Annotated in this window: 30 protein-coding genes and 1 tRNA gene; 11 read left to right on the top strand and 20 right to left on the bottom strand. The window is 67.5% G+C overall.

Annotation, left to right across the window (positions count from 1 at the left end):
• Positions 1 to 37: 37 nt before the first annotated feature.
• Both J3E64_RS01435 and radA read right to left on the bottom strand, forming a co-directional pair.
• Positions 38 to 574: a CvpA family protein gene (locus J3E64_RS01435; RefSeq protein WP_253338846.1), complete on the bottom strand. Its 537-nt coding sequence runs from the start codon at positions 572 to 574 to the stop codon at positions 38 to 40.
• A gap of 11 nt (positions 575 to 585) precedes the next feature.
• Complete coding sequence (gene radA, locus J3E64_RS01440; RefSeq protein WP_253338847.1) at positions 586 to 1,953, bottom strand: DNA repair protein RadA; 1,368 nt, start codon at positions 1,951 to 1,953, stop codon at positions 586 to 588.
• A 173-nt stretch (positions 1,954 to 2,126) separates the two neighbouring features.
• Between radA and J3E64_RS01445 the strand changes: the two genes are divergently transcribed.
• The 4 genes from J3E64_RS01445 to J3E64_RS01460 are packed head-to-tail and all read left to right on the top strand — an operon-like array spanning position 2,127 to position 6,815.
• Complete coding sequence (locus J3E64_RS01445) at positions 2,127 to 3,164, top strand: endonuclease/exonuclease/phosphatase family protein (RefSeq protein WP_253338848.1); 1,038 nt, start codon at positions 2,127 to 2,129, stop codon at positions 3,162 to 3,164.
• Between the two features lie 46 nt (positions 3,165 to 3,210).
• On the top strand, positions 3,211 to 3,912 hold the full coding sequence (locus J3E64_RS01450; protein ID WP_253338850.1) for an endonuclease/exonuclease/phosphatase family protein: 702 nt from the start codon (positions 3,211 to 3,213) through the stop codon (positions 3,910 to 3,912).
• A gap of 42 nt (positions 3,913 to 3,954) precedes the next feature.
• The gene (locus J3E64_RS01455) at positions 3,955 to 6,288 is read left to right on the top strand and encodes a patatin-like protein (RefSeq protein ID WP_253338852.1); all 2,334 of its coding nucleotides are present in this window, start codon (positions 3,955 to 3,957) and stop codon (positions 6,286 to 6,288) included.
• A 23-nt stretch (positions 6,289 to 6,311) separates the two neighbouring features.
• Positions 6,312 to 6,815: a hypothetical protein gene (locus J3E64_RS01460; RefSeq protein WP_253339383.1), complete on the top strand. Its 504-nt coding sequence runs from the start codon at positions 6,312 to 6,314 to the stop codon at positions 6,813 to 6,815.
• Between the two features lie 12 nt (positions 6,816 to 6,827).
• Here the strand turns inward: J3E64_RS01460 and J3E64_RS01465 are convergent, their stop codons facing one another.
• Entirely contained in the window at positions 6,828 to 7,121 is a 294-nt protein-coding gene (locus tag J3E64_RS01465) for a 4a-hydroxytetrahydrobiopterin dehydratase (RefSeq protein ID WP_253338855.1), read from the bottom strand.
• Positions 7,122 to 7,161: 40 nt separating this feature from the next.
• On the opposite strand from J3E64_RS01465, the gene J3E64_RS01470 reads away from it, so the two are divergent.
• Genes J3E64_RS01470 through J3E64_RS01480 form a run of 3 tightly spaced genes read left to right on the top strand, consistent with a single transcriptional unit; the run spans position 7,162 to position 8,830 of the window.
• On the top strand, positions 7,162 to 7,569 hold the full coding sequence (locus J3E64_RS01470) for a metallopeptidase family protein (protein ID WP_253338857.1): 408 nt from the start codon (positions 7,162 to 7,164) through the stop codon (positions 7,567 to 7,569).
• Positions 7,566 to 8,186 (top strand): heme ABC exporter ATP-binding protein CcmA, encoded by a 621-nt coding sequence (ccmA, locus tag J3E64_RS01475; protein ID WP_253338859.1) that lies wholly within the window; start codon positions 7,566 to 7,568, stop codon positions 8,184 to 8,186. Before J3E64_RS01470 ends, ccmA begins: the two co-directional genes overlap by 4 nt.
• On the top strand, positions 8,183 to 8,830 hold the full coding sequence (locus J3E64_RS01480) for a heme exporter protein CcmB (RefSeq protein WP_253338861.1): 648 nt from the start codon (positions 8,183 to 8,185) through the stop codon (positions 8,828 to 8,830). Before ccmA ends, J3E64_RS01480 begins: the two co-directional genes overlap by 4 nt.
• 4 nt (positions 8,831 to 8,834) lie before the next feature.
• Here J3E64_RS01480 and J3E64_RS01485 read toward each other — a convergent pair whose 3' ends face one another.
• The 4 genes from J3E64_RS01485 to J3E64_RS01500 are packed head-to-tail and all read right to left on the bottom strand — an operon-like array spanning position 8,835 to position 12,673.
• Positions 8,835 to 9,731, bottom strand: a complete 897-nt coding sequence (locus J3E64_RS01485; RefSeq protein ID WP_253338863.1) for an SDR family oxidoreductase — start codon at positions 9,729 to 9,731, stop codon at positions 8,835 to 8,837.
• Between the two features lie 23 nt (positions 9,732 to 9,754).
• Entirely contained in the window at positions 9,755 to 10,885 is a 1,131-nt protein-coding gene (gene proB, locus J3E64_RS01490) for a glutamate 5-kinase (protein ID WP_253338865.1), read from the bottom strand.
• Positions 10,886 to 10,921: 36 nt separating this feature from the next.
• The gene (gene obgE, locus J3E64_RS01495) at positions 10,922 to 12,016 is read right to left on the bottom strand and encodes a GTPase ObgE (RefSeq protein WP_253338867.1); all 1,095 of its coding nucleotides are present in this window, start codon (positions 12,014 to 12,016) and stop codon (positions 10,922 to 10,924) included.
• 30 nt (positions 12,017 to 12,046) lie between these two features.
• A complete protein-coding gene (locus tag J3E64_RS01500) occupies positions 12,047 to 12,673 on the bottom strand; it encodes a TetR/AcrR family transcriptional regulator (RefSeq protein WP_253339385.1) in 627 nt (208 codons plus the stop codon).
• Positions 12,674 to 12,736: 63 nt separating this feature from the next.
• Between J3E64_RS01500 and J3E64_RS01505 the strand changes: the two genes are divergently transcribed.
• Positions 12,737 to 13,273: a GNAT family N-acetyltransferase gene (locus J3E64_RS01505; RefSeq protein WP_253339387.1), complete on the top strand. Its 537-nt coding sequence runs from the start codon at positions 12,737 to 12,739 to the stop codon at positions 13,271 to 13,273.
• A 16-nt stretch (positions 13,274 to 13,289) separates the two neighbouring features.
• Here J3E64_RS01505 and J3E64_RS01510 read toward each other — a convergent pair whose 3' ends face one another.
• The 3 genes from J3E64_RS01510 to rplU all read right to left on the bottom strand — a co-directional run bounded on the left by J3E64_RS01510 (position 13,290) and on the right by rplU (position 14,735).
• Positions 13,290 to 13,862, bottom strand: coding sequence for a GNAT family N-acetyltransferase (locus J3E64_RS01510; protein WP_253338869.1), 573 nt, complete (start codon positions 13,860 to 13,862; stop codon positions 13,290 to 13,292).
• Positions 13,863 to 14,136: 274 nt separating this feature from the next.
• Complete coding sequence (rpmA, locus tag J3E64_RS01515; protein ID WP_066763545.1) at positions 14,137 to 14,406, bottom strand: 50S ribosomal protein L27; 270 nt, start codon at positions 14,404 to 14,406, stop codon at positions 14,137 to 14,139.
• A 32-nt stretch (positions 14,407 to 14,438) separates the two neighbouring features.
• The gene (gene rplU / locus J3E64_RS01520) at positions 14,439 to 14,735 is read right to left on the bottom strand and encodes a 50S ribosomal protein L21 (protein ID WP_253338871.1); all 297 of its coding nucleotides are present in this window, start codon (positions 14,733 to 14,735) and stop codon (positions 14,439 to 14,441) included.
• A gap of 184 nt (positions 14,736 to 14,919) precedes the next feature.
• Between rplU and J3E64_RS01525 the strand changes: the two genes are divergently transcribed.
• From J3E64_RS01525 to ybaL, 3 genes are read left to right on the top strand one after another with little or no spacing between them, the layout of a single operon-like run.
• Positions 14,920 to 15,318 (top strand): hypothetical protein, encoded by a 399-nt coding sequence (locus J3E64_RS01525; RefSeq protein WP_253338873.1) that lies wholly within the window; start codon positions 14,920 to 14,922, stop codon positions 15,316 to 15,318.
• A 54-nt stretch (positions 15,319 to 15,372) separates the two neighbouring features.
• Complete coding sequence (locus J3E64_RS20605; RefSeq protein WP_301286864.1) at positions 15,373 to 15,498, top strand: hypothetical protein; 126 nt, start codon at positions 15,373 to 15,375, stop codon at positions 15,496 to 15,498.
• A gap of 50 nt (positions 15,499 to 15,548) precedes the next feature.
• The gene (gene ybaL, locus J3E64_RS01530) at positions 15,549 to 17,183 is read left to right on the top strand and encodes a YbaL family putative K(+) efflux transporter (protein ID WP_253338875.1); all 1,635 of its coding nucleotides are present in this window, start codon (positions 15,549 to 15,551) and stop codon (positions 17,181 to 17,183) included.
• A 161-nt stretch (positions 17,184 to 17,344) separates the two neighbouring features.
• Here the strand turns inward: ybaL and J3E64_RS01535 are convergent, their stop codons facing one another.
• The 10 genes from J3E64_RS01535 to J3E64_RS01580 all read right to left on the bottom strand — a co-directional run bounded on the left by J3E64_RS01535 (position 17,345) and on the right by J3E64_RS01580 (position 26,604).
• On the bottom strand, positions 17,345 to 18,883 hold the full coding sequence (locus J3E64_RS01535; RefSeq protein ID WP_253338877.1) for a cryptochrome/photolyase family protein: 1,539 nt from the start codon (positions 18,881 to 18,883) through the stop codon (positions 17,345 to 17,347).
• A gap of 71 nt (positions 18,884 to 18,954) precedes the next feature.
• Positions 18,955 to 20,688: a DEAD/DEAH box helicase gene (locus J3E64_RS01540; protein ID WP_253338879.1), complete on the bottom strand. Its 1,734-nt coding sequence runs from the start codon at positions 20,686 to 20,688 to the stop codon at positions 18,955 to 18,957.
• A gap of 235 nt (positions 20,689 to 20,923) precedes the next feature.
• Entirely contained in the window at positions 20,924 to 21,622 is a 699-nt protein-coding gene (rplA, locus tag J3E64_RS01545; RefSeq protein WP_253338881.1) for a 50S ribosomal protein L1, read from the bottom strand.
• A 4-nt stretch (positions 21,623 to 21,626) separates the two neighbouring features.
• Positions 21,627 to 22,058 (bottom strand): 50S ribosomal protein L11, encoded by a 432-nt coding sequence (gene rplK / locus J3E64_RS01550; protein ID WP_253338883.1) that lies wholly within the window; start codon positions 22,056 to 22,058, stop codon positions 21,627 to 21,629.
• Positions 22,059 to 22,247: 189 nt separating this feature from the next.
• Complete coding sequence (nusG, locus tag J3E64_RS01555) at positions 22,248 to 22,784, bottom strand: transcription termination/antitermination protein NusG (RefSeq protein ID WP_253338885.1); 537 nt, start codon at positions 22,782 to 22,784, stop codon at positions 22,248 to 22,250.
• 35 nt (positions 22,785 to 22,819) lie between these two features.
• Entirely contained in the window at positions 22,820 to 23,023 is a 204-nt protein-coding gene (secE, locus tag J3E64_RS01560) for a preprotein translocase subunit SecE (RefSeq protein ID WP_253338887.1), read from the bottom strand.
• Between the two features lie 170 nt (positions 23,024 to 23,193).
• A tRNA-Trp gene (locus J3E64_RS01565) sits at positions 23,194 to 23,269 on the bottom strand.
• A gap of 53 nt (positions 23,270 to 23,322) precedes the next feature.
• Positions 23,323 to 24,240 (bottom strand): YihY/virulence factor BrkB family protein, encoded by a 918-nt coding sequence (locus J3E64_RS01570; RefSeq protein WP_367398591.1) that lies wholly within the window; start codon positions 24,238 to 24,240, stop codon positions 23,323 to 23,325.
• Between the two features lie 148 nt (positions 24,241 to 24,388).
• Positions 24,389 to 25,612, bottom strand: a complete 1,224-nt coding sequence (locus J3E64_RS01575) for a dihydroorotase family protein (RefSeq protein ID WP_253338892.1) — start codon at positions 25,610 to 25,612, stop codon at positions 24,389 to 24,391.
• Entirely contained in the window at positions 25,609 to 26,604 is a 996-nt protein-coding gene (locus J3E64_RS01580) for an aspartate carbamoyltransferase catalytic subunit (RefSeq protein ID WP_253338894.1), read from the bottom strand. The genes J3E64_RS01575 and J3E64_RS01580 overlap by 4 nt, the downstream gene beginning before the upstream one ends.
• Positions 26,605 to 26,645 lie beyond the last annotated feature (41 nt).

The following is a 26,645-nucleotide window of genomic DNA, read 5'->3' on the forward strand; positions in this document are numbered from 1 at the left end:
AAGCGCACCGGTAGGACAGGGGAACGGTCGGGCGTCCCTATGGCGCCTCCGGACCCGAAGCGTCGGCCGCGGCAGGTGCCTTCGCGCGCTGCCGGGCGAGGAAATCGCTGATCGCCTGGCCGCTGGCGTTGAGCAAAGGATAGGTGCGGGCATCCGATAGCCAGTCGGGCCGGCGCGCGCCCGCGCCGTAGAGCGTATCGTAGACAAGGCTGAAGGCAAGGAAGAGGATGGTCGCGCCGATCAGGCCCTTGACCGCGCCGAACCCCGCGCCCAGCACCCGGTCGACCGGACCCAGCACGGACTGGCGGGTGCGGCGGCCGATCGCGTGGGCGAGCATCTTGCCCGCGCCGAAGGTCGCGCCGAAGACGAGGATAAGGGCCAGCACCGCCGCGCCGCCCGGCGTGCCCACGAAGGCGGACAGCAGGTCGGTGGCCGAGGCGTGGAACAGGCGGACCGCGAAGATTGCCAGCACCCAGGCCATGAGCGAGAGGGTTTCCAGCACGAAACCCCGCATGAGGCCCAGGACGGCGCAGCCGCCGATGGCGAGCAGGACGAGAATGTCGATGGCGTTCATCGCCTGCGTGGCTATCCGCGCCCGAGCATCTGGTCAACAAGCTGGGCAAGCGTGCGGTAGCCGCTGACGGCGATGCCCTTCACCCCGTCCGCCGCCGACGCGGGGATGAAGGCCCGGGTGAAGCCGAGCTTGCCCGATTCCCGCAGCCGCAACGGCGCATGGGCGACCGGACGCACTTCTCCCGACAGCGCGACTTCGCCGAACAGCACGACATCGGCCGGCACCGGCCGTTCGGACAGGGCAGACACCAGCGCGGCCGCGACGGCCAGGTCGGCGGCGGGGTCCGACAGGCGATAGCCGCCCGCGACGTTCAGATAGACTTCGGCGGTCGAGAAGCTGAGCCCGCATCGCGCCTCCAGCACGGCCAGGATCATCGCCAGCCGGCCGCTGTCCCACCCCACCACGGCGCGCCGCGGCGTCGCCCCGCTGGACAGGCGCACGACCAGCGCCTGGATTTCGACCAGCACCGGCCGGGTGCCTTCCAGTGCGGGAAAGACGGTCGCGCCGGTGATGCTGTCGTCGCGATGGGTCAGGAACAGCGCGGACGGGTTGGCCACTTCCTCCAGCCCTTCGGCCACCATGGCGAAGACGCCGATTTCGTCGGTGCCGCCAAAGCGGTTCTTGATCGCGCGCAGGATACGATATTGATGGCTGCGCTCCCCTTCGAAGGCGAGCACCGTGTCGACCATATGTTCCAGAACGCGCGGCCCGGCGATGCTGCCGTCCTTGGTCACATGACCGACCATGATGAGCGCGGTGCCGCGCTGCTTGGCGAAGCGGATCAGTTCCTGCGCGGCGGCACGCACCTGGCTGACCGTGCCCGGCGCCCCTTCGATCAGGTCGCTGTGCATCGTCTGGATCGAATCGATGATCAGCAGGTCGGGCGGCGATCCTTCGCCCAGCGTGGTCAGGATGTCGCGCACGGACGTGGCGCTGGCCAGCCGGACCGGCGCGGTGCCGAGGCCGAGTCGCCGGGCGCGCAGCCGCACCTGATCGGCCGCTTCCTCCCCGCTGATATAGACGACCTGGCGTCCGGTCGTCGCGATCAGCGCCGCCGCCTGCAACAGCAGCGTCGATTTGCCGATGCCCGGATCGCCGCCGATCAATGTCGCCGATCCCGCGACGATGCCGCCGCCCAGCGCGCGGTCGAATTCGGCGATGCCGGTGCCGGTGCGCGGCGGAAGTTCGACCGCGCTGTCCAGGCCGATCAGGCTGATCGCCCGCCCGCCGCTGTGCAGGTCGTGCCGGGCGGAAAAGACGGTTTCGGCGGCCTCCTCGACGATGCTGTTCCATTCGCCGCAATCGTCGCACTGTCCCTGCCACCGCCCGCTGACGGTGCCGCATTGCTGACAGACGAATTTTCGCTTTGCCTTGGCCATGGCGCCTTATGAATGGAACGAATGGGGAACGCAAGCAGTCACGAAACCGACCTTTTCCTGTCATCGCGCCGGCATCGCCGCGTCATCGGGGCGACGTGTCCGCCGACTAGGGCGGGGTCGACGCCGGATCATGCGGATTTGGGGAAGTCCTCCGGCGTCGGGAGGGTCGGTCCATGAATCGCAAGCGTATGGTCCTGTCGCTGATCGCGCTCGGGGCATTGGGGGGGTTTTCGTCCATGGTGCCCGGGTCGGTGCCGCCGCCCCTGACCTTGGCCGCCGCGCCCGACACCCTGCCGCCCGGATATCTGTCTGTCCTGACCTATAATGTCGGCGGGCTACCTTGGCCGGTCGCGCGCGACAGGCCGCAGGCGCTGGCCGCCATCGGCGACCGGCTGGCGCAGATGCGTGCGACCGGCGCCGCGCCGCAGGTCGTGGTGTTGCAGGAAGCCTTCACTACCGATGCCGAGGCGATCGCCAGACGGTCGGGATACGGTTTCGTCGCCTTCGGCCCGGGGGCCGGCATGGCGCAGCCCGCGCTGCCGGGATACGCCCCCGCGCGGTCGATATGGAAAGGCGAGACGGTCGGCCCGCAACTGTCTTCCGGCCTGGTCATCCTGTCCGACTACAGGTTGAGCGACATCCGTCGCCAGCCTTTCCCAAAGGGCGCCTGTGCGGGTTATGACTGCCTGGCGAACAAGGGGATGCTGTCCGCCCGGGTCGCGGTGCCGGACGCGCCCGCGCCGGTCGAGATCATAGCCACCCACATGAACAGCGCCGGGCCATCGGGCCAGCCCGAAATCGTCAGCCGCGCCGCCTATGCCCGCCAGATCGACGCGCTCGACCGGTTCGACGACCGGCCCGAAAGCCATCGCACTATCCGCCTGTTCGCCGGCGACTTCAACATGGGCCATTCGCCCGGCCGCCTGGAATTGCTGATGGGCTATATCAAGAAGCGGAAGGCCAAGGTCGCCACGGCGATGGGGCGCGACAAATATGCGGACGGTTGCCGGGCGATGCGATCGCTGTGCGGCGCGCAATTCGCCATGGCGGCGAACGTGCCTGCGCAGCACGCCAATGACTGGCAATTCTACGCCGCCCCCGACATGCGGATGTTGGCCGCCGTATCGCGCGAGGTGATGTTCAAACCCGACGCCAACGGCAAAACGCTGTCCGATCATCTGGGGCTGAAGGTCACTTATCGGTTCCAGTGAATGGGAAAGGCTGGAAACCCGCGCGCGGCTGGCGCATTGATGTCCCATGTCCCCGACCGTCCGCGTTGCCAGCTACAATATCCGCAAGGCCATAGGCACCGACCGGCGCCGCGTCCCCGAAAGAGTGCTGGAGGTGCTGGCCGAGGTGGATGCCGACGTGATCGCGTTGCAGGAGGCGGACCGCCGCTTCGGCGTCCGGTCGGCGGCCATTCCGCCGTTGCTGCTCGATAATCAGAGCAAATACAAGCCCGTGCCGCTGAATGTTCAGACGGATTCGATGGGATGGCACGGCAATGCCATATTGGTGCGCAAGGAGGCCGAACTGCGCGCGCACGATGTGCTGCACCTGCCCTATCTGGAGCCGCGCGGCGCCACGATGGCAGAAGTCGCGGTGAAGGGCGCGACGTTGCGCGTTTTCGGGATGCATCTCGACCTGTCGGGCCTGTGGCGGCGGCGGCAGGCGGCCGCCGTCATCCACGCTGCGGGGCAGGGGACGGCGATGCCGACGGTGCTGATGGGCGACCTCAACGAATGGAGCGCGGAACGCGGTTGCCTCGCCGACTTCGCCCGCCACTATAGTTTCGCGCCGTGCGGGCGCAGCTTCCATGCGCGCCGCCCGGTCGCCCGGCTGGACCGGATCATGCATTGCGACCGGCTGACGCTGCGCGACTGCGGCGTCCACGAAAGCGCGGCGGCGCGCAAGGCATCCGACCATCTGCCGATATGGGCGGATTTTACGGTTGCGTAACATCCCCTCGACAAGGGCGCCGCGCTCTGCGAGCCTGCGGCCATGAAGGAGAGGGAATTGCGCCTCGCGCTGGTCTGCTATGGCGGCATCAGCCTGGCCGTGTACATGCACGGCATCACCAAGGAGATATGGCGGCTGGCGCGCGCCAGCCGGGCCTTTCACGACGGCGCGCCGGCCGGCAAAGGCAGCGAGGCCGTCTATCACCGGCTGCTGGCCGCGATAGAAGACAGCAGCGGCGTGCGGTTGCGGGTGTTGCCCGACATTATCGCCGGTGCCAGCGCGGGGGGGATCAACGGTATCTTCCTGGCGCAGGCGATCGAGACAGGCCAGTCGCTGGAGCCGCTGACCGACCTGTGGCTGGACAATGCCGATGTCGACCGCTTGCTGGACCCGGACGCCCGGCCGGCGCGGGCCTTGACCAAATTCTGGGCGACGCCGCTGGTGTGGATGGTGGCGCGCCATCCCGGCGATGCGGTCGAGCGCACCGTCGCGCCGGGCACGCGCGAGGAGGTGCGGATGAAGCTGTCCCGCTTCATCCGGTCGCGCTGGTTCGAGCCGCCCTTCGGCGGAGACATCTTCACCGGCATGATATTGGACGCGTTCGATGCCATGGCCGCATCCGACCTGGGGTCGCCGCTGCTGCCGGACGGTCACCCGCTGGACCTGTTCGTCACGGTGACCGATTTCGAGGGGCATCCCCAGAGCCTGACCCTGAACAGCCCGGCGCAGGTGATCGAGACCGAACATCGCCTGTCCATCGGCTTTCGCGCGCGCGGGAGCGGCGCTCGGCCCTTCGCCGATGCGGCCGAACTGACCTTCGCCGCGCGGGCCACCGCCAGCTTTCCCGGAGCCTTCCCGCCCTTTACCGTGCGCGAATTGGACCGGGTGCTGAAACGCCGCCATCGCGCCTGGCCGACGCGGCAGGACTTTCTGGCCCGCGCCCTGCCGCGCCACAGCGCGCGGGGCACGGCCGAGGATGCGGTGCTGATCGACGGATCGGTCCTGGCGAACGCGCCCTTCGCCCCGGCGATCGGCGCGCTGCGCAACCGGCCGTCGCGGCGCGAGGTCGACCGGCGGTTCGTCTACATCGATCCGAAGCCCGGCCATCGATCGATCCGGCTCAACCGGCACGGCGAACAGGAAGAGGCGCCGACCGGCGAGGACGCGCCGCTGCCCGGCTTTTTCCGCACGATCTTCGGCGCGCTGTCCGACATTCCGCGCGAACAGCCGATCCGCGACAATCTGGATGCGATCGATCGCCATTCGGCGCGCATCCGGCGCTTGCGGCGCATATTGGACGCGCTGCGGCCGGGGATCGAGGCGGAAGTGGAAAATGCGGTCGGGCGGATGCTGTTCCTGGACCGGCCCACGGCCGCGCGCCTGTCCGCCTGGCGGGCGAAGGCGCAGCAGCGCGCTGCGAGCGCGGCGGGTTTCGCCTTTCCTGCTTATGGTCATATGAAGCTGTCGGGCATTGTCGAGGCGCTGGCCGGGTTGCTGTTTCGGCTGAGCGGCGAGGATGGCGCGGCAGTGCGCGAGGCGTCGCGGCGGGCGATCTGGGCGCAGGTGCGGGCGGACGGTGCCGACCGGCTGACCGAACAGGGCGGATCGGCGTCCGCCCCCGTATCCTTCTTCCGCACCCATGACCTGTCCTTTCGCATCCGGCGCCTGCGCTTCCTGGCGCGGCGGCTGGCCGATACGCTGGAGATCGACGCGGAGGTCGACGATCCGGCGGTGCAGGCGATGCATGACGCCATCTATGCCGCGCTGGCGCTCTACGCGGAATGCGAGGATGCCGAATTTCACGGCGCGGATACCGCCGCCGCCGCGCGTGCGCTGCGCGACGAGCCGGCCGCCGCGCTGGCCGCGGTGGCCCGCGATCGCCGGCTGGATCGCCGCGACCAGGCCGCCGACGAGATATTGGCGGAGGCCTTCGCCGGCCTGCCCAAGGGGGGACGCCGCACGATGCTGCTCGCCTATCTGGGCTTTCCCTTCTACGACATCGCGACGCTGCCGTTGCACCAGGGTGACAGTCTGGACGAATTCGATCAGGTCAAGGTGGACCGGATTTCGCCGGAAGATTGCGTGGCGATCCGCCCGGGTGGTGCCGAAGCAACTTTGAAGGGTATAGAATTCAATAACTTTGGAGCATTTTTTAGCAGGGTTTATCGGGAGAACGACTATCTGTGGGGCCGTCTGCATGGCGTCGAGCGGCTTCTGGACATCGTGATTTCGACAACACCCGTAGCAAGCCGCCTTCCGCCCGAGACGCTGCGCGATTATAGGCGAACCGCATTTCTGGCGATCCTGGAAGAAGAGGAGTCGCGGCTGCCGCATATCGCGGACCTGATCGCCAGCTTGCGGGAGGAAATCGGGTGAGCAGGCGTTGCGTTCTGGTGCCGATGGTTGTGATGCTGGCGCTGGTCGCCGGCTGCCGTGCGTCGGACGACAGCGCGCAGGCGGACAATGGCGTCGTAACCCCGCTGCCGGCCCAGGCCAAGGCGCCGGTTGCGCCCGCGCCCCCGGTGGCCGATGCCGAACCGGCCGCCCCCGCACCTGTCGCCGTCCCGCTTCGCAACAATCCGCAAGTGACCGTGCGGGCGCAGCCGGCACCCTATTTCCCGCTGGACCTGCCGCCTTCGGACGTGGCCGCCAGTGCCGAGCCTTTCCCCCGGGAGGTCACGGAATTCATGGTCGGCCGCGACGGATGCGACCATTTCCGGGGCGAGGAGGCCTATAACGCCGAACGGCGCGCCTATATCGCCGAAAATGTCGCCGAACTGTGCCAGGGCACCGATGCCAAGCTGGCGATGCTGCGCCGACGCTATGCCGGCGACGCGTCCGTGCTGGAAGCGCTCAAGGGCTATGACAGCCATATCGAGACGGCAGCCGCCAACAGCTTCTGAACGCCCGCCGGGTCAGTCGACCAGTGCCTCGATCGCTTTCGCCATGTCGATGTCCCGTTGCGACAGGCCGCCTGCGTCATGGGTGGTCAGCGTGATGTCGACCCGGTTGTAGACGTTCGACCATTCGGGGTGATGGTCCGCCTTTTCCGCCAGTATCGCGACACGGGCCATGAAGCCGAAGGCGGCGACGAAATCGGGGAAGGTGAAGCGGCGGGCGATTCCGTCCGGGCCGTCCGCGGTCGTCTGCCACAGCGGCAGCCCGTCCAGCGCCTGTGCCCGCGCGTCGCCATCCAGTTTACCAATCATGTCCCTATCCTCGTCATGGGCTTTCGCTTATGTGGCAGGCATGTCGCATGAACGTCAATCGTCGCGGACCGCGCCCGGCAAGCATGAGATCGAGGCGCTCGCGCTCGACGCGCTGTCCCGCCTGCCCGAACCGTTCCGCCAGCATCTGTCGAACGTCGTCCTGTTCGTCGAGGAATTCGCCGATGCGGACATCTTGCGGGAGATGGAGATCGACGATCCCTTCGGCCTGACGGGCCTTTATAGTGGCCGCCCGGTGGGGCAGGAAGCGCAGACGGGCGATGCGCCGCCCACCGTGCATATCTTCCGCCGGCCGCTTCTGGACGAATGGGTGGAAACCGGTGTGCCGCTGGACGCGCTGATCACCCATGTGGTCGTGCATGAGATCGGCCATCATTTCGGCCTGTCGGACATCGACATGCATGTGCTGGAGGACATGGTCGCTTCATGAGCGGCGCGGCCCTGCGGCTGAGCGACGTCGCCTGCGTGCGGGGCGGGCGGATGCTGTTTCGCGGCGTGTCGATGGCGCTGGAAGCGGGGGGCGGCGCGCTGCTGAGCGGGCCGAACGGCATCGGCAAATCCAGCCTGCTGCGGCTGTGCGCGGGCCTGCTACCCACGTTCGCGGGTCAGGTGACGCGGACGGGCGGCGTGGCGCTGGCCGACGAACGGCTGGCGCTGGACATGGACCTGCCGCTGCACCGGGCGTTGGCTTTCTGGGCGCGGCTGGATGGGGCCGGGCCGGACGCGCTGGCAGGCGCGCTGGCCGCCATGGACCTTTCGGCTCTGGCCGACATTCCGGTGCGGATGCTGTCCACCGGGCAGCGCAAGCGGGCGATGCTGGCGCGCGTGATCGCGGGCGGAGCGCCGATATGGTTGCTGGACGAGCCGGGCAACGGACTGGACAGCGCATCGCTCACCCTGCTGGGCGAGGCGGTGGAGCGGCATCTGGCGGGCGGCGGAATCGTGGTTGCGGCCTCTCACCAGCCGCTGCCCGTCGCCGCGCCGGTGACGCTGGCGCTGGCCGATTATCCGCCTTTCGAACCGAATGACGCGGAGGCGGCGGCATGAAACTGCTCTGGCTGCTGGTCGGCCGCGACCTGGCGCAGGGATGGCGTTCCGCCGGGCTGTGGCTGCCGGTCGCCTTCCTGTTGCTGGTCGCCAGCCTGTATCCGTTCGCCGTCGGCCCCGATGCGGCCCTGCTGGGGCGCACGGGCGGCGGCATGTTGTGGATCGCCGCGCTGCTGGCCAGCCTGTTGCCGGTCGACCGGTTGATCGCGCCGGACCGGGACGCCGGAATATTGGATCAGATCGCGTTGCGCGGCGTCGGCGAGGAAATGGTGGTGATCGCGCGGCTGGTCGCGCACTGGCTGAGTTTCGGACCGCCGCTGATGCTGGCGACGCTGCCCGCCGCCGCGCTGTTGAAGCTGGATGGGGGGACGATCGCGAAGCTGGAAACGGGCCTGCTGGCGGGCACGCCCGCGCTCGCGGCGCTGGGCTTGCTGGTCGCGACACTAACGGCGGGGCTGCGGTCGAGCGGCGCGCTGGCGGGGCTGCTGGCGCTGCCGCTGGCGGTGCCGCTGCTGATCTTCGGCGCGGGGACGCTGGGTGACGGCAGCGGCGCGGCGATCAAATTCCTGGCCGCGGCCTCGCTGCTGCTGGTCGCGATTACGCCGTTCGCCGGTGCCGCCGCGATCCGCGCCGGGCGCGAATAGCGTTCTAGAGCCAGCCCTTGGCGCGATAGGCGTCGGCGGTCGCGCGCAGTCCTTCGGGCGTGGCGATGTGCGGCATCCATAGCTGGCGGGGAACGTGCCGGCCGGTGGCCGCGACCCAGTCGGGATGACAGAAATAGTCGACGCGGTCCTGCGTCAGCCGGGCATTGCGGCCGCGCACCATCCGGTCGACCCGCGCGGCGAATGACAGCAACCAGGACGGCGCCGCGAGCGTGCGGACCTGCCGTCCGACCGCATGTCCGATGGCGGTGCCGAAATCCTTGTGATCCCAGCCGTCCGCCACCCCGTCGTCGACTTCATAGACCTGGGCCAGGCTGGCGTCGCGATCTGCGCCCAGGTCCAGCAGCAGCCGGGCGAGATCGGCGACATGGATGACCGACAGGCGGCCGCCCGGCGGCAGCATGACGAGACCGCGCTTCGCCATGCGGAACAGTTCCAGCATTTCCCGGTCCTGCGGGCCGTAGATGGCGGGCGGGCGCACGATCGTCCAGTCCAGCCCGCTGGCCTTCACATGGCGCTCGGCAAGCTCCTTGGACCAGCCGTAATCCGACAGTTGCGGTTCGCGCGCGGCGAGGGAGGATACGTGGATCAGGCGCCGGACACCGCGTTTGCGCATCGCGTCGACCACGGCCATGGTGCCGCGCGCGTTGCCGGCTTCGAACCCGTCCCGGTCCGGCGCGTTGACCACGCCGGCGATGTGGATCACCAGATCGGCATCGCGTATCAGTGCGTCGAGCGCGGCCGCGCTTTCCAGCGATCCGGGGACCCATTTGAGATGCGCGCGGGGCGGCTGGGCGCGGCGGGTGAGGGCGTTGGCATGATGGCCCGCCGCCAGCGCCTGCTCCAATGTTTCGGCCCCGACGAACCCGGTCGCGCCGGTCATGGCGATTTTCATATGCATCGCGGTCAGACCATCGCCATATGGTCGCGATGGACCAGCACGGAACGGGGCATCTCGCCCAATATGCCTGCAATGTCCTCGCTGCGGCGGCCGGCGATGCGGAGTGCGGCCTCGCTGTCATATTCGACCAGGCCGCGGGCGATGACGCGGCCGTCCTCCGTCACGATGTCGACTACGTCGCCCCGCGCGAATACGCCCTCGACCTGCGCGACCCCGGCGGGCAGCAGGCTGTTGCCCTTGCCCAGCGCGCGTTCTGCGCCCGCGTCGACGATGATGCGGCCGCGCGTCGTCAGCCGCCCGGCAAGCCAGCCCTTGCGCGCGCCCTGGCCGGGCGCGGCAAGGAAGATCGAACCGGGACCGCCCTCGGCCCAGCGGGTCAGCGGTGCGTCGACCTTGCCGGAGATGATGGCCAGATGCGCGCCCGCGCCGGTGGCGATGCGCGCGGCCTCGACCTTCGACACCATGCCGCCCGATCCCATGCCCGACGCCGAGCCCGTGTCGGCCATGGCCATGATCCGCGCATCGATGCGCTCGATTGTTTCTATCCGCATCGCGCCCGCATCGGCGTGCGGGTTCGCCGTGTAAAGCCCGTCCACGTCCGATAGCAGGACTACCGCGTCGGCCCGAGCCGCCTGGCCGATTCGCGCGGCAAGCCGGTCATTGTCGCCGAAGCGGATTTCGGCGGTGGCGACGCTGTCATTTTCGTTCACCACCGGTACCACGTCCAGCGCCATCAGCCGTTCCAGCGTGGCCGACGCATTGAGGTAGCGACGGCGGTTTTCCAGGTCGTCCAGCGTCACCAGCATCTGCGCGGCGGTGATCCCCCGTTCGTGCAGCAGGCTGGCCCAGCATTGCGACAAGGCGATCTGCCCGGTCGCGGCGGCGGCCTGCGCATCCTCCAGGCTGCCGCGACCGCCCTTGGGCAGGCCGAGCCGCCGGGCACCGAGCGCGATCGCCCCCGACGACACGATGATGACCTGCTGCCCTGCGGTCTTGCGCGCGGCGACATCGGCGACCAGCGTGCGCAGCCAGTCGGTGCGCACCTGTCCCGCCGGATCGACGAGCAACGCCGACCCGATCTTCACCACCAGGCGGCGGACCAGGGCAGGGGGAAAGCCGGAAAGAAGGTGTGTCACTTGGCCATTTGTCCGAACGGGTTGATCCGACGCGCCCTAGATGGGCGACCATTCCGCCGGCCCGTCGCCGCCGGCTTCCTCCTCGTTCGCGACACCTTCGTCCAGCAACGGCAAGACGGCGTCCAGCAGGGCGCCCACGCCTTCGCCCGTGGCGCCGGAAATGATGAACACGTCCTCCACGCCCGCTTCGTCGCGCAGCTGGGCGGCGATGTCCTCCATCAGATCCTGGCCCAGCAGGTCGCCCTTGTTCAGCACGATGAGTCGCGGCTTTTCGTCGAGGCCGCCGCCATAGGCCGCCAGTTCGTCGGTGACGATGCGGAAGGCGTCGGCCGGGTCGTCGGCGGTCGCGTCGATAAGGTGCAGCAGCACCCGGCAGCGTTCGATATGGCCAAGGAACCGGTCACCGATCCCCGCGCCCTCGGCCGCGCCCTCGATCAGACCCGGAATGTCGGCCAGCACGAATTCGCGGTCACGGTGCAACACGACGCCCAGTTGCGGCTTGGTGGTGGTAAAGGCGTAGGCGCCGACCTTCGCCTTGGTATTGGTCACCTGGTTGATCAGCGTCGACTTGCCCGCATTGGGCATGCCCACCAGGCCGACATCCGCCAGCAGCTTGAGCCGCAGCCACACCCACATTTCCTGCCCCGGCCAGCCCGTGCCATGCTGGCGCGGGGCGCGGTTGGTGCTGGTCTTGTAGGACAGGTTGCCGCGACCGCCGTCACCGCCACGCAGCAGCACGATCCGCTGGCCGACCTCGGTAAAGTCGGCCAGCAGTTCCTGTTCATATTCCATGCTGCCGTCTTCCTCGTCCTCCGTCCCCTCGACCGGGGTCGGATCGGACAGGATCTGCGTGCCCACCGGCACCTTGACGACAAGGTCTTCGCCGCCCGCGCCGAAGCGGTTCTTGCCCATGCCGGGCTGGCCGCGCTGCGCCTTGAAATGCTGGGTATAGCGAAAGTCGATCAGCGTGTTGAGGCCGGCCACCGCCTCGAAGATGATGTCGCCGCCCTTGCCGCCATTGCCGCCGTCAGGGCCGCCATATTCGACATATTTTTCACGCCGGAAGCTGACCGCGCCGGGGCCGCCCCAGCCGGACTTGATATATATTTTGGCCTGATCGAGAAAATGCATGGGCGGCCCTTAGCGCTATCGGCGGCAAAGTTAAACCTCGGCTTGCGCAACGGCCGAAGGGATGTCCCGCGCCAGCGCCAGGGTCAGGCTGCGGGTCGCGACATCGCGCGCCTTTTCCCGCGACAGGCCCAGCGCGGCCGCCATCGGCCCGCCCACCTGCGAATCGCCCAGCGCCAGCAGGACCAGCATCAGCGTATGTTCCCGGATCAGGTCCGCGACATCGGGCGTCGCGGCACTGGCGGCGAGCTTGTCGACCAGGCGGTGGATCGCGCCGACGATCGGGTCCAGCGCGTCCTCGTTGCCCGATGCGAGCATCCAGCTCGCCAGCGCGCCCGCGCCTTCCCGGTCGAACGCGTCGAAGGTCATGTCGACGATCGTGCGCGGGCTGACCGCGCCGCGCCGGGCGCCGTTGACCGCAGCGCCGATCTTGGCCGTGATCGTTTCACCCAGATGCCCGGCCAGCGCCTTTTGCAGGCCCGCGGCCGAACCGAAATGATGGAGCAGGTTGGCGTGGGTCCGCCCGACCCGCGCGGAGACCGCCTTGAGCGTCACCGCCTGCGGCCCGGCCTCGATCAGCAGGTCGCGCGCCGCCGCGATGGCGGCCTGGCGGCTCTCGTCCGGGCTGAGGCGTGCGCGCTTTATGGCGATATCGGGCATGGAACGGGCATGGCGCATGCCGGGCCGCTTGACCAGAGGCGTGCGCGCGTTTCTTATTCCCGCATGACGACCGCGCCCGTTCTGGAAACCGACCGCCTGATCCTGCGCCCCCACGTCCTGACCGATTATCCTGCCTGTTGCGCGCTCTGGGCGGACGAACGGGTCGTGCGCCACATCGGCGGGGTGCCGCAGGACGCGCAGGCGGTCTGGTTCCGCCTGCTGCGCTATGCGGGCATGTGGGCGATGCTGGGCCATGGCATGTGGGTGGTGGAGGACCGGGCGAGCGGTGCTGTCCTGGGCGAGGCGGGGCTGCTGACCGCGGCGCGCGGGCTACCCGAACTGGAGGCGGTGCCGGAGGCAGGATGGGTGCTGGCGCCGCCGGCATGGGGACGCGGTATCGCGACCGAGGCCATGAGCGCGGTACTGGCGTGGGCCGACCTCCATGCCGGGGCGCCGTCCGTCCGCTGCATCATCGATCCCGGCAATGACGGCTCGATCCGGGTGGCGGAAAAGCTGGGCTTCGCGCCGTTAGTCGACACGATGCTTGGCGACCGGCCGACGCGCGTGTTCGACCGGCCCCGGGCCGCCCCTCCCGGATGAAGGAGGGGCGGGTCGGTCAGGCAGCGACAGGGATCGCGTCGCGATAGAGATCCATCGCCGGGTCGTCGTTCATGCCGGTGTCGGCGCCTTCCTCGAACAGCAGGCAGTCGACCATGGTATCCCGGCTGCGGCTGTAGCGGGGTTCGACCCGGCCGGTGAAGCGGAAGCCCAGTTTGCGCAGGACATTGCCCGACGCGGGATTGTCGGCGAAATGGCAGGCGCGGACATTGGCGATGCCGTTGGCGCGCGCCATGCTCAGCACGGCACGGGCCGCTTCGGTCGCGAAACCCAGCCCCCAATAGGGACGGGCGATCCAATAGCCGAGTTCGGGCGTGCCGGCATCGTCCACATGGATGCCGCACCCGCCGACCAGGCGGGGGGCGCCCTGAGTCCGGGTGAAGGCGAGCAGGCGAGGCAGCTGCGGATGTTGCGGCAGCGCCAGGAAGGCTTCGGCATCGTCCAGGCGATAAGGGTTGGGCGCGCGGGCCAGATTGCGCAGGACCGCGCCGTCGTTGATGGTCCGGGCCAGGGCAGGGGCGTCCTCTGTCCAGCCGGGACGCAGAAGCAGCCGGGGGGTGCGGGCGAACATATTTGTCTCTCCTCTTGTATCGCGCCCCTAGCCGCCGATCATGACGACTTCGCGACGCTTTGCCTCTGGCTGATTCTCCGCCCGCAAGACGCGCGAAAAGGCGTTGAGTTCCAAAGATTTGAGGGAATTTCGAGGGGAGTTCGCCCAACGAAAAAAGGGGCGCTCCTCTCATGGAAGGAGCGCCCCTTTTTCCCTCGGATACCGGTGTCAGGCGCTGTGCCTGAACCCCGGGAGGATCGCCCCATGCGGAGGACGATCCGTCATCGATCGTCCGTTATTCGGCGGCTTCGGCCACGGCGTCGACCGACACATATTTGCGGCCGAGCTTACCGGTGTGGAATACCACCTTGCCTTCGCCGAGCGCGAAGAGGGTATGGTCCTTGCCCATGCCCACATTGCGACCCGGATAGACGCGGGTGCCGCGCTGGCGAATGATGATGTTGCCGCCGATCACGTCCTGACCGCCGAACTTCTTCACGCCAAGGCGCTTCGACTCAGAATCGCGACCGTTGCGCGACGAACCGCCGGCTTTCTTATGTGCCATGACCTAAACTCCTTGAAATTCTGCGCTGCGGCTCAGGCGATCGACACGATCTTGAGGATCGTGTGATTCTGGCGGTGGCCGTTCTTGCGACGATAGTTGTGGCGGCGGCGCTTCTTGAAGACGATGACCTTCTCGCCCTTCGCCTGCGCGACGATTTCGGCTGCGACGGTCAGCTTCGACGCGTCCTTCAAGTCGCCGCCTTCGCCGGCCAGCAGGACGTCGCCCAGCGTGACCTTGTCGCCGGCATCGCCAGCCAGCTTTTCAACGACGATCTTGTCTCCGGCGGCGACGCGATACTGCTTGCCGCCCGTGCGCACGATAGCGAACATGGCTTGTCTCTTCTCGTTCAAATCTGCTTTACGCAGATCATCGAGGACAAATCCTGTCGACCCGCGCGGGAATGTGGCCCGTTAGTGGAATGACTCGGCCCTGTCAACCAATCTGGACCGCCGCCGGGCTGGTTTTCTGCCTTTCGCTCCCCTATCGTCGGGTCCTCGGGAGCACAGGCGCGACATGCATATCATCGGTATCGGCAACGGCAGGAAAAAACGGGGCGCACGCCGGCCCGTCATTTTCGCTGCGCTGTGGATGCTGATCGCGCTGACGCTCCTTTCCGCGCTGGTGCCGATCGGCCCGCCGCTCAGCCGTCCGCGCGGATCGGCCTTCAACCCGGCGACGAGCGAAGTGGTCGTGCAGGCGCGGCGCGTCGAAAGGGCGCGGGCGAAGAATGCGGTCCAGCCCGATTCGCGGCGATTGCCACCGGTCGTCCTGCTGTCCTGCCTGGCGGCCATGCTGCCTGGCTGGATTGCCCTGGCAACGCCCGGCCTCTTCCGGCCGGTAGTGCGCGCCCGCGTCGTGCGGTTGGCGCTGGCGACCGTTCGCCGGGCACGCGCGCCGCCGACCCTGTCCTGACCAACATGCCCTGCCCGCCGCCGTGCGGGCGCCTGCCGGACAGAGGATTTATCCATGCCTGCTGAAAACAAGCCGGGCCGCCGACGCGGTCGCCCGCCCTGGTGGTTCATGCCGCTGGTCCTGATCGTCGCGGCCGCCGCGGCCGTCATCCTGGCGCGCCTCCTGATGCCGTCCGCCTGATCGGCGGCGGCATCCGCCCGGCTCCACCCGCTTATCCTGAAAGCCCGCTCATGCCCCACCATACACCCCTGATCGGCACGATTGTCGCCGGTCTCGTCGTCGCCTTCATCATGGGATCGATCGCCCACCGGCTGAAGCTATCGCCGCTTGTCGGCTATCTTGTCGCCGGCATCCTCGTCGGCCCTTTCACCCCCGGCTTCGTCGCCGACGCTGGGCTGGCCAACGAACTGGCGGAGATCGGCGTCATCCTGCTGATGTTCGGCGTCGGCCTGCATTTCTCGCTCAAGGACCTGCTTTCGGTCAAGAATATCGCCGTCCCCGGCGCCCTCGTCCAGATCGCCGCCGCCACGCTGATGGGCGTGGGTCTGGGGCAGTTGATGGGCTGGCCGCTGATGGGTGGCCTCGTCTTCGGCCTTGCCCTCTCCGTCGCAAGCACCGTCGTGCTGCTGCGCGCGCTTCAGGGGGCGGATCTCGTCGATACGCGGCGGGGGCGGATCGCGGTCGGCTGGCTGATCGTGGAAGATCTGGTGATGGTCCTCGCGCTCGTCCTGCTGCCCGCGCTCGCGGCGGTGATGGACAATGCCGATGGCAGCGGCGCGTCGGCGCTGCTCGCGCCGCTGCTCGGCACCCTGCTCAAGGTCGTGGGCTTCGTCGTCGTCATGCTGGTGGTGGGCCGGCGCGTTATCCCCTGGGCCCTGCACTGGGTGGTGCATACCGGCTCGCGAGAGCTTTTCCGCCTCGCCGTGCTCGCGATCGCGCTCGGCGTCGCCTTCGGCGCGGCCTATGTCTTCGACGTCTCCTTCGCGCTCGGCGCCTTCTTCGCCGGGATGATCCTGGGCGAAACACCCTTGAGCCGCCGCGCGACCGAGGAGACGCTGCCGCTTCGCGACGCCTTCGCCGTGCTCTTCTTCGTGTCGGTGGGGATGCTTTTCAATCCCGCCATCGTCGTCGAACAGCCGCTGCCGTTGCTGGCGACGGTGCTCATCATCGTCATCGGCAAGTCGATCGCCGCCTGGGGCATCGTGCGCGCCTTTGGCCATCCCAATGTCACCGCGCTGACGATCGCGGCCAGCCTGGCCCAGATCGGCGAATTTTCCTTCATCCTCGCGTCGCTGGGCAGCGGGCTGGGGGTGTTGCCGGCGGACGCGCGGGACCTGATCCTGGCGGGCGCGATGGTGTCCATCTTCCTCAACCCCATCCTCTTCTCGATGATCGTGCGCGACCACAGCAAGGATGAGGACGGACCCGACGCCGAGGTGGACGATGCGGACGGGCCGCGGATCGGCCATGTCATCCTGGTCGGCTATGGCCGCGTCGGCAAGCTGATCGCCACGCATCTGGTCGCGAAGGGGGTCCAGTTCGTTGTGATCGAATCCAGCGGCGACCGGGTGGAGCAGGCGCAGGAGGATGGGCTGTCGGTCGTCCGGGGCACCGCGCTTGACGACCGGCATCTGCTCGCGGCGGGGATTTGCGAGGCGCGCCGGATGCTGATCGCGGTGCCGGAAGGCTATGAGGCAGGCGCGATCCACGAACATGCCCGCCACCTCAAGCCCGATCTGCACGTCATTGCCCGCGCCCACAGCGATGCTGAAGTCGCGCATCTGGAACGGCTGGGCGTGCCCGATGTCGTCATGGGCGAACGCGAACTCGCCGGGCGCATGCTCAATCTCTGCGGCGTGTCCTAATGGATCGATTTTGCCATGTGCATCCCCTGGCGGCTTGGCGGGGTCTGCGGATGTCAAAATCATGAAATCCAATATAATCAGATATTTCCGGTGGTTCGAAGTCATTCCGACATGCGAGCAAACCTTGGCCTCGAACGGTATCGAATGTCAGAATCGGAACACTAGGTCAGCGCGTCCAGCACCCGCGCCGCCTGTTCGCGGATGGCGGCGCGGTCCTTTTCCGCCATTCCGGCCCAGTTGCGGTAGGGCATGGCGAGGCGCGGATTGCGTGCCAGCTTCTTCTCGTTACGGGCCAGGAAATCCCAATAGAGGCTGTTGAACGGGCAGGCATCATCGCCCGTGCGCTGTTTCACGTCATAGCGGCACGTTCCGCAATAATCCGACATGCGGTTGATATAGGCGCCGCCCGACGCATAGGGTTTCGATCCCAGCAGGCCTCCGTCTGCGAACTGGCTCATGCCCAGCGTGTTGGGCAATTCGACCCATTCATAGGCGTCGGCATAGACTTCCAGATACCAGACATGGACCTGATGCGGATCGATGCCCGCCAGCAGCGCGAAGTTGCCGGTGATCATCAGCCGCTGGATGTGATGGGCGTAGGCGTGGTCGATGGTCTGGCCTATGGCCTGCCGCAGGCAATGCATGTCTGTGTCGCCGGTCCAGTAGAAGCCGGGCAAGTCGCGGGTCGCGTTCAGCGCGTTGCGCCGCGCATAGTCCGGCCCTTCGTGCCAGTAGATGCCGCGCACATATTCGCGCCATCCGATGATCTGGCGGATGAAGCCCTCGGCGCAGTTGAGCGGCGCCTTGCCCGCCCGGTATCGCCGCTCCACCTCCTCGCACAGCGCCAGCGGGTCGAGCAGCCCGGCATTGATGTAGGGCGACAGGACCGAATGCCACAGGAACGGCTCGCCGGTCATCATCGCGTCCTGATAGTCGCCGAAGCGGGGCAGGGCCTCGTCCAGGAAGCGGCGTTGCTGCCGCATGGCCTCTTCGTGCGTGACCGCGAAATGGAAATGGCCGAGGCCGCCGATATGGTCGGCGAAGCGCTCCGCGACCATCTCCAGCACCTCCTGCGTCGTCGCGTCGGGCCGGAAACGGACAGGCTGCGGCATCAGCAGGTCGCGGGCAGGCGCGGGCTTGCGATTGTCCGCGTCGTAATTCCACTGACCGCCCTCCGGCCCGCCATCGGCGTTTAGCAGCAGCCCGGTCTTGCGTCGCATGTCGCGATAGAAATATTCCATCCGCAACTGCCGGCGCGCGGCCGCCCATGCGTCGAATTCCGCATGGGAACACAGGAAACGGTCATCCTGGTGGATGGTGACGGGGATGGCGAAGCGATCCGACCAGCCGTCCAGCATGGCCTGCACCCGCCATTCGCCCGCTTCGGTGACGTGGATCGCGCGGGGGCGGTGCCGGTCGACCGCGCGGGCGACTTCGCCTGTAAGGCTGCCGCTGTTCCCCGGATCGTCCAGCCGCACATAATCGACGTACCAGCCCAGATCCCGCAGCCTGCGCGCATGATGCCGCATGGCCGAAAGGATGAAGGCGATCTTGGCCTTGTGATGCTTCACATAGGTCGTCTCGTCGGCGACCTCCATCATCAGGACGACGGCATCCTTTCGGTCGGACGCCCGCAGCGCGGCGATGTCGGGCGTCAGCTGATCGCCAAGAACGGGAATGAGCAAGGGGGCATCGGTCATCCGTCAGGAATGACCGATGCCCCCTTCCTATCCCAGCCTGTCCCAAGGGGTATGTCCGTCCCCCGCGACGCTCAGCCCCGGCCGCGAGGCGGCCCCTTGCGGGCGCCGCCGCCCTTGAACGGGCGGGGCGCGTAGCCACCCGGGCGCGGGCCGCGATCGTTGGGGCGGCCGCCTGCACGCTTGTGCTGGCGGGCTTCCTCGCGCGGGCTGCCGTCGACCGTCTCGAACGCCACGTCGGCGCCTTCGTCATTCGCTTCGCCGGTGCGCTTGAGCGCTGACATGAAGCGGCTGACGATCGCCTTGGGGATTTCGAACATCGTTTCGTTGGCGGCGATGCGGATGGCGCCGATGTCCTGGCGCGACACATGGCCCCGGCGGCAGATCAGCGGCAATATCCAGCGCGGATCGGCATTCTGGCGACGACCGATGTTCATGCGGAACCATTGCGTATCCTCGAATCCCGGGCGCGGCCCGTCCTGGCGCGGCGGCGCTTCGCTGCGGTCGAGCAACTCCTCCGGCGCGGGCAGGGCGGCACGGGCGCTTTTCACCAGCATCGCCGCGATTTCCTTGGCGCTTTTTTCCGCCAGCAATTCGGCGCCCAGCGCCCAGTCGGCCTCGTCCAGTTCCGAGCGTTCCATCAGGCTGGCGCGCAGTCGGGCATTGTCCTGCTCCAGGATCGCCTCCCGGCTGGGCGGGGTGCCCCACTCGACCGGGATCTGCGCCCCACGCAACATCGATTCGACGCGGCGGCGGCGGGGATAGGGAACGATCAGCACGGCGGTTCCCTTGCGGCCCGCGCGGCCGGTGCGGCCCGACCGGTGCTGCATCGTTTCGGCGTCGCGCGGCAGTTCGACATGGACGACCAGGCTGAGCGAGGGCAGGTCGATGCCGCGCGCGGCGACGTCGGTCGCGACGCAGACCCGCGCGCGCTTGTCGCGCAGCGCCTGAAGCGCATGGTTGCGTTCATTCTGACTATGTTCGCCCGACAGCGCCACCGCCGCGAACCCGCGTTCGGTCAGGCTGGCGTGGAGATGGCGGACATTGTCGCGGGTGGCGCAGAACAGCATCGCCGTTTCCGCCTCGTGATAGCGCAGCAGGTTGACCACCGCATTCTCTATGTCCGACGGAGCGACCGTGACCGCCTGATAGCTGATGTCGCCATGACCGCGTTCCTCGCTCATGGTCGAGATGCGCAGCGCATCCTTCTGGTAGCGCTTGGCCATCGCCACGATCGGTTTTGGCATGGTGGCGGAAAAGAGCAGCGTGCGCCGTTCCTGCGGCGCGCTGTCGAGGATCGCTTCCAGATCCTCGCGAAAGCCCATGTCGAGCATCTCGTCCGCTTCGTCCAGCACGGCGGTGCGCATGGCGGAAAGGTCCAGCGCGCCGCGCTCCAGATGGTCGCGCAGGCGGCCGGGCGTGCCGACGACGATATGGGCGCCATGGGAAAGGCTGCGGCGTTCCTTGGCGGCGTCCATGCCGCCCACACAGGTGGCGATGCGGGCGCGCGCCGCGCCATAGAGCCATTCCAGTTCGCGGCTGACCTGAAGCGCCAGTTCGCGCGTCGGCGCGATCACCAGCGCGAGCGGCAGGCCCGCGACCGGCAGCCGTTCGGCATCGCCCAGCAATTCGCCCGCCATGGCGAGCCCGAAGGCGACGGTCTTGCCCGAACCGGTCTGCGCGGACACCAGCAGGTCGCGTCCGTGCGCTTCCTGCTGCGTCACTTCCGACTGGACGGGGGTGAGCGCCTCATAGCCCTTGGCAGTCAGCGCCTGGGACAGGAGGGGAGAGAGAGTTTCAAAAGCCATTTTATTGTTTTCCATCGGTAAAAGCGACCCGCCTTCGTCCGACGGATACAAACGACCAGCCAAGGCGCCCATGGGATGCGGGTGCCCCGGGGCGACGGTCCTGCGCCCCGTTTTTCCTGCTCCCGCCATCGGCGGGAGCGTGGCATCGGCTCACGATAAGCCATGCCGCAAACAAGAAAGCCTCCTTCCCGCGTTCCCGAGGAAGGAGGCTTTCCTATCGCTTATACAGCAAGGATCAGACGCTGGCGACTTCCGCCACGTCGACCTTAACGCCCGGGCCCATCGAGGACGACAGAGCGATCTTGCGGACATATTTACCCTTCGAACCCGACGGCTTCGCCTTGACGATGGCGTCGACGAAGGCGTCGAAATTCTTGCGCAGATCGTCGGCGGAGAAGCTCGCCTTGCCGAGGCCCGCATGAATGATGCCGGCCTTTTCGACGCGGAATTCGATCTGGCCACCCTTGGCGGCCTTCACGGCTTCGGCCACGTTCGGCGTCACGGTGCCCAGCTTCGGGTTCGGCATCAGGCCCTTGGGACCAAGCACCTTGCCGAGGCGGCCGACCAGGCCCATCATGTCCGGCGTCGCGATCACGCGCTGGAAGTCGATATTGCCGGCCTGGATCGATTCGAGCAGGTCTTCGGCGCCCACGACGTCGGCACCTGCATCCAGAGCGGCCTGCGCCTTGTCGTTGCGGGCGAACACGGCGACGCGGACGTCCTTGCCGGTGCCGGCGGGCAGGGTTACGACGCCGCGGACCATCTGGTCGGCGTGACGCGGGTCAACGCCCAGGTTGATGGCGATTTCGACGCTTTCGTCGAACTTTGCGGTCGCGTGGGTCTTGATCAGGCCCAGCGCCTCATCAACGCCGTGCAGCTTTTCGCGGTCGACCGCGGTGGCGAGAGCCTTCGCCTTCTTCGTCAGCTTTGCCATGGTCTTAGCCCTCCACCACTTCGAGGCCCATCGCGCGAGCGGAGCCTTCGATGATCTTCGTTGCAGCGTCGATGTCGTTCGCGTTGAGGTCAGGCATCTTGACCTGCGCGATTTCAGCGAGCTGCGAGCGCTTGATCTTGCCGGCGGTCACCTTGCCCGGTTCCTTCGAACCCGACTTCAGGTTGGCGGCCTTCTTGATCAGGTAGGTGGCAGGCGGCATCTTCGTGATGAAGGTGAAGCTGCGGTCCGCATAGACGGTGATGACGGTGGGCAGCGGCGTGCCCTTGTCCATCTTTTCCGTGGAGGCGTTGAACGCCTTGCAGAATTCCATGATGTTCACGCCGCGCTGACCCAGGGCAGGGCCGATCGGCGGCGAGGGGTTGGCGGCTCCGGCGGGCACCTGGAGCTTGATATAGCCCGTAATCTTCTTGGCCATTGTCACTCACTCTGTTGCTGGGCGTGCCCGTAGGCCCGCCCGGTTCAAGTTTAGCGGTTCATGCAGCGGACTTAAAATCCGCCTCCCGCACTTTCCCTTCATTGTCATCCCAGCGAAAGCTGGGATCTCAGGGCGCCGGGGGAGCGATCTGAGGCACGAGACCCCAGCCTTCGCTGGGGTGACGCGCAACTATTTCGACAGTTCGACCTGTTCGAAATCCAGTTCGACCGGGGTGGCGCGGCCGAAGATCGACACCGACACCTTGACCCGGTTCTTTTCGAAATCCAGTTCCTCGACCACGCCGTTGAAGCTGGCGAAGGGACCGTCCAGCACCTTGACGCTGTCGCCGATCTCGTAATCGACGCTGATCTTGTGCTTGGGTGCGGCCTCCGCTTCCTTCTGCGCGCCGAAATAGCGGGCAGCGTCCGCTTCGCTGATCGCCTGCGGCTTGCCGCTTGATCCCAGGAAGCCGGTAACCTTGGGCGTGTTCTTGACGAGGTGGTAGATGTCGTCGTTCATCGCCAGCTTGGCCAGGACATAGCCGGGCATGAACTTGCGTTCGACCTGCACCTTCTTGCCGCGCTTCACCTCGGTCACGGTTTCGGTGGGCACCTCGACCTGCTCGACCAGCTGGGACAGGCCCATGCGCTCGGCTTCGGCGAGGATCGATTCCTTCACCTTGTTCTCAAAGCCCGAATAGGCGTGGATGATGTACCAGCGCGCCATGTTACCGTTTCAAACTCCTGTTCAGAGCGTTTCGCTCAGCGTCCCGTCGCAAAGCCCAGCAGCCACTGGACGATCGCGCCGAAGAAGGTGTCGATCCCGAAGAAGAAGAGGCCGAGCAGCGTCGTCATGATCACGACCATCACGCCGGTCATCACTGTTTCGCGACCGGTCGGCCAAACGATCTTCTTCGCTTCGGTCTGCACCTGATTGACGAATTCGCCGGGGGTAACCTTCGCCATCGCCTGCCTTCTTCAAACCTTCGTACCAACGCCAATTCGCGAAGCAACAGTCCGCCCTCCCGATCCTGCCATTCGGCATCCGGGGGATGCGGCCGCATGCTTCGCGACACATGTTCGCCGGCGCACCTAGCCGCGAAGCCCCGAAAAATCAAGGTTCCACGGCAGGATATTGGCAGGAGTGGAGGGACTCGAACCCCCGGCATTCGGTTTTGGAGACCGACGCTCTACCAGCTGAGCTACACTCCTGTACCGGCGAAGGCGTGCCCTTTAGCGTGGCCCGTGTGGCAGGGCAAGCGCGTTTATGCGGCGACGGCGTGCGGATCGGCGACGCTGGTGTCGACGCTGGTCTGCCGTTCCGCCTCCGCGTTCACCTGGGCGCCGATCAGCACGACATAGGCGGACACGAACAGCCAAAGCTGCAAAACGACCACCGCGCCGAGAGATCCGTAGGTCTCGTTATAATTGCCGAAGCGCGAGACATAGAAGGAGACGCCCAGCGTCGCGAGCAGCCAGAAAAGGGTCGCGGTCACCGACCCTATCGTCAGCCATTGCCATCGCGCACGGCGCCGGTGCGGACCGAAACGGTAGATCAGCGCGAAGATGGCGCTGGCGAGCAGCCCGGCGCAGATCCAGGTCGCCGCCTTGATGACGAACAGGACGCCGGGGCCCCATCCGGTGAGCAATGTCTGGACCAGGCCGATGATCGTGGCGGTCACGACGCCCGATACGACCACCAGCACGGCAGAGAAGGTGATGCCCATCGATACGCGGTAGAAGGCGATGATGCCGCGCGATTCCCGCGAGGCGTAGACGATATTGAGCGCCTCCATGATCGCGGAGGCGGCGCGGGTGGCGCCGTAGATGGCCAGGCCCAGCGCCAGTACGAGGCCAAGCCCGGTCGTGCCCTTCGCGGCGGATACCACGCCGATGAGCTGGTCGTTGATAAGCCGGGCGGCATCGGCGGGCACCACCGTGATGATGGCGGCCATGTGCCGCTGCACCAGGGCGGGGTCGCCGATCAGGCCGTAGGTCAGCACCACGGCGGCCAGCAGCGGCGCGATCGACAGGAAAGCATAATAAGCGACGCCCGCGGACAACAGGCCCAGATGATTGGCGGACATGCCGACATGGACGCGCTTCAATATCTCCCACCAGGCGCGCGGCGGTATCTTCCACGGCGCATCGACATGCACCTGCTGCGCTACCGGCTGCTTCATCATGGTCCCCTGATTGCCCTGAACAAAAGGCAAGCGCATGAGTGCGGGACGGGTTCCGAAAAAGACGTCGCGTGCCTAGCGGCCGGGATAGGCTTCGCAGGCCGGGACGGGCGACTTCCGTTCCGCGCGTGGACGGTCGATCACATGGTCAGAGAAAGGTGCCGCCCTTCATCAGGCGGCGCACCCGGCCCTGCACCGGCACCTTGTCGAAGGGTGTGTTGCCCGCCGCCGCCGCCATCCTGCCGCTGTCGACGATCCAGGGCGCATCGGGATCGATAAAGATCAGGTCTGCGGCCGCGCCCGGCGCGAAGCGGCCCGCGTCCACGCCCAGGATGCGCGCGGGATTGGCGCAGAGCAGGGTCATCAGGCGCCCCATCGTCACCCGGTCTTCGCGCACGAGGTTGAGCGACAGGGCAAGCAGCGTTTCCGCCCCGGCCATGCCGGGCGCGGCATCGGCGAAAGGCAGTCGCTTGTCCTCCGGTCCGCGCGGGTCGTGGCCGGACGTGATGACGTCGACGGTGCCGTCCGCGACCGCCGCCAGGCTCGCCTGCCGGTCGCGTTCGCCGCGCAGCGGCGGGGACAGGCGGGCGAAGGTGCGGAAATCGGTCACTGCCTGATCGTTGAGGAACAGATAGGCGGGGCTGATGCCGCAGGTTACGCGCAGCCCTTCCGCCTTCGCCGCGCGGATGAGGTCGAAACCCGCCCCGGTCGTCACCAGCCGGAAATGGATCGCCGCGCCGGTTTCCCGCGCCAGCATGATGTCGCGGGCGATCGCCATCGCTTCGGCACTGGCGGGGGCATGGGGCAGGCCGAGCCGGGTCGCCGTCTCGCCGCTGGTCGCCACCGCCTTCGCCGTCAGCCCGCCATCCTCGGCATGGGCGATGACGGTCAGGCCAAGGCCGCTGGCATAGGTGAGCACGCGCAGCATCACGCCCGAATCGGCGATCCAGTGGCGGCCGGTGCTCACGGCCCGCGCACCTGCGGCCTGCATCAAGCCCATTTCCGCCATTTCCGTGCCTTTCAGACCCCGCGTCGCGGCTGCGATGGGGTGGACCCAGAAGTCGGGCTTGCCCGCACGCGTCGCTTCCCGGATCAGCCCGGCCTCGTCCAGCGGCGCCCGCTGGTCGGGCATCAGCGCGGCGCGCGTGATGCCGCCGAAATGAAAGGCGGGCTTGTCGGTGGCGAAAACGCCCAGATCGACCAGGCCCGGCGCGACGACCAGGCCCTGCGCATCGATCCGGTCGGCATCGGCGGGAATGTCGATTGCGCCGGTGGCGACGACGCGGTCGCCGTCTATCAGGACAATGCCGGGAACGGGCGCGTCCCCGCACGGGTCGGCCAGCCGGCCGTTGACGATGGCGATCCTGCTCATGCCCATCCCTCCACGCCGCGGGCGCCGCGCGTCAGCACGTCCAGGCATGCCATGCGCACCGCTACGCCCATCGCCACCTGTTGGGTGATGGCGGACCGGTCGGGATGATCGGCGACGGTGCTTGTGATTTCCACCCCCCGGTTCATCGGGCCGGGATGCATGACGAGCGCGTCAGGCTTCGCCAGGGCCAGCCGTTCCGGCGTCAGCCCGTAGAGCGCGTGATATTCCCGCGCCGACGGGATGAAGGCGCCGTCCATCCGCTCGTTCTGGAGCCGCAGCATCATGACCACGTCGGCGCCGTCCAGTCCTTCGTCCATCCGGGTGAAGGGCGTCGCGCCCAGCATGTCCACGTCCGGCGGCAGCAGAGTGGGCGGGGCGACCGCGCGCACCTGCGCCCCCAGCGCGGCGAGGCACAGCATGTTGGACCGTGCCACCCGGCTGTGCAGCACGTCGCCGCATATAGCCACGACCAGCCCTTCGAAACCGCCCTTGCGGCGGCGGATGGTCAGCGCGTCGAGCAGCGCCTGCGTCGGATGCTGGTGCCAGCCGTCGCCCGCGTTCAGCACCGGGCAGTCGACCTTGTCCGCGATCAGCGCCACCGCGCCGGAACTGGCGTGGCGGATAACGATCACATCGGCGGCCATGGCGTTCAGCGTCATGGCCGTGTCGATCAGCGTTTCGCCCTTCTTAACGCTGGACTGGCCGGCGTGCATGTTGACGACGTCCGCGCCCAGCCGCTTGCCCGCGATCTCGAACGACAGCAGCGTGCGCGTGCTGTTTTCGAAAAAGGCGTTGATCTGCGTCATGCCCGCCAGCCGGTCGTCATGCTTGCGCGCGCGGCCCTCGTTGGCCTGCGCCCACTGTTCCGCCTCGTCGAGGAGGAAGCGGATTTCCCAGGGCTTCAGGTCGGCGATCGACAGCAGGTGCCGATGCGGAAACAACGCCCGGCCGGTCAGGTCGGTCGGTGGCGGCGCGGCGGTCATGTCGGGCATGAGCGACCCTTTAGGCGAGGGCGCGGAGGAGGGCAAGCTGT

This window comes from Sphingobium sp. OAS761 (genome assembly GCF_024168485.1).
Classification (GTDB): domain Bacteria; phylum Pseudomonadota; class Alphaproteobacteria; order Sphingomonadales; family Sphingomonadaceae; genus Sphingobium.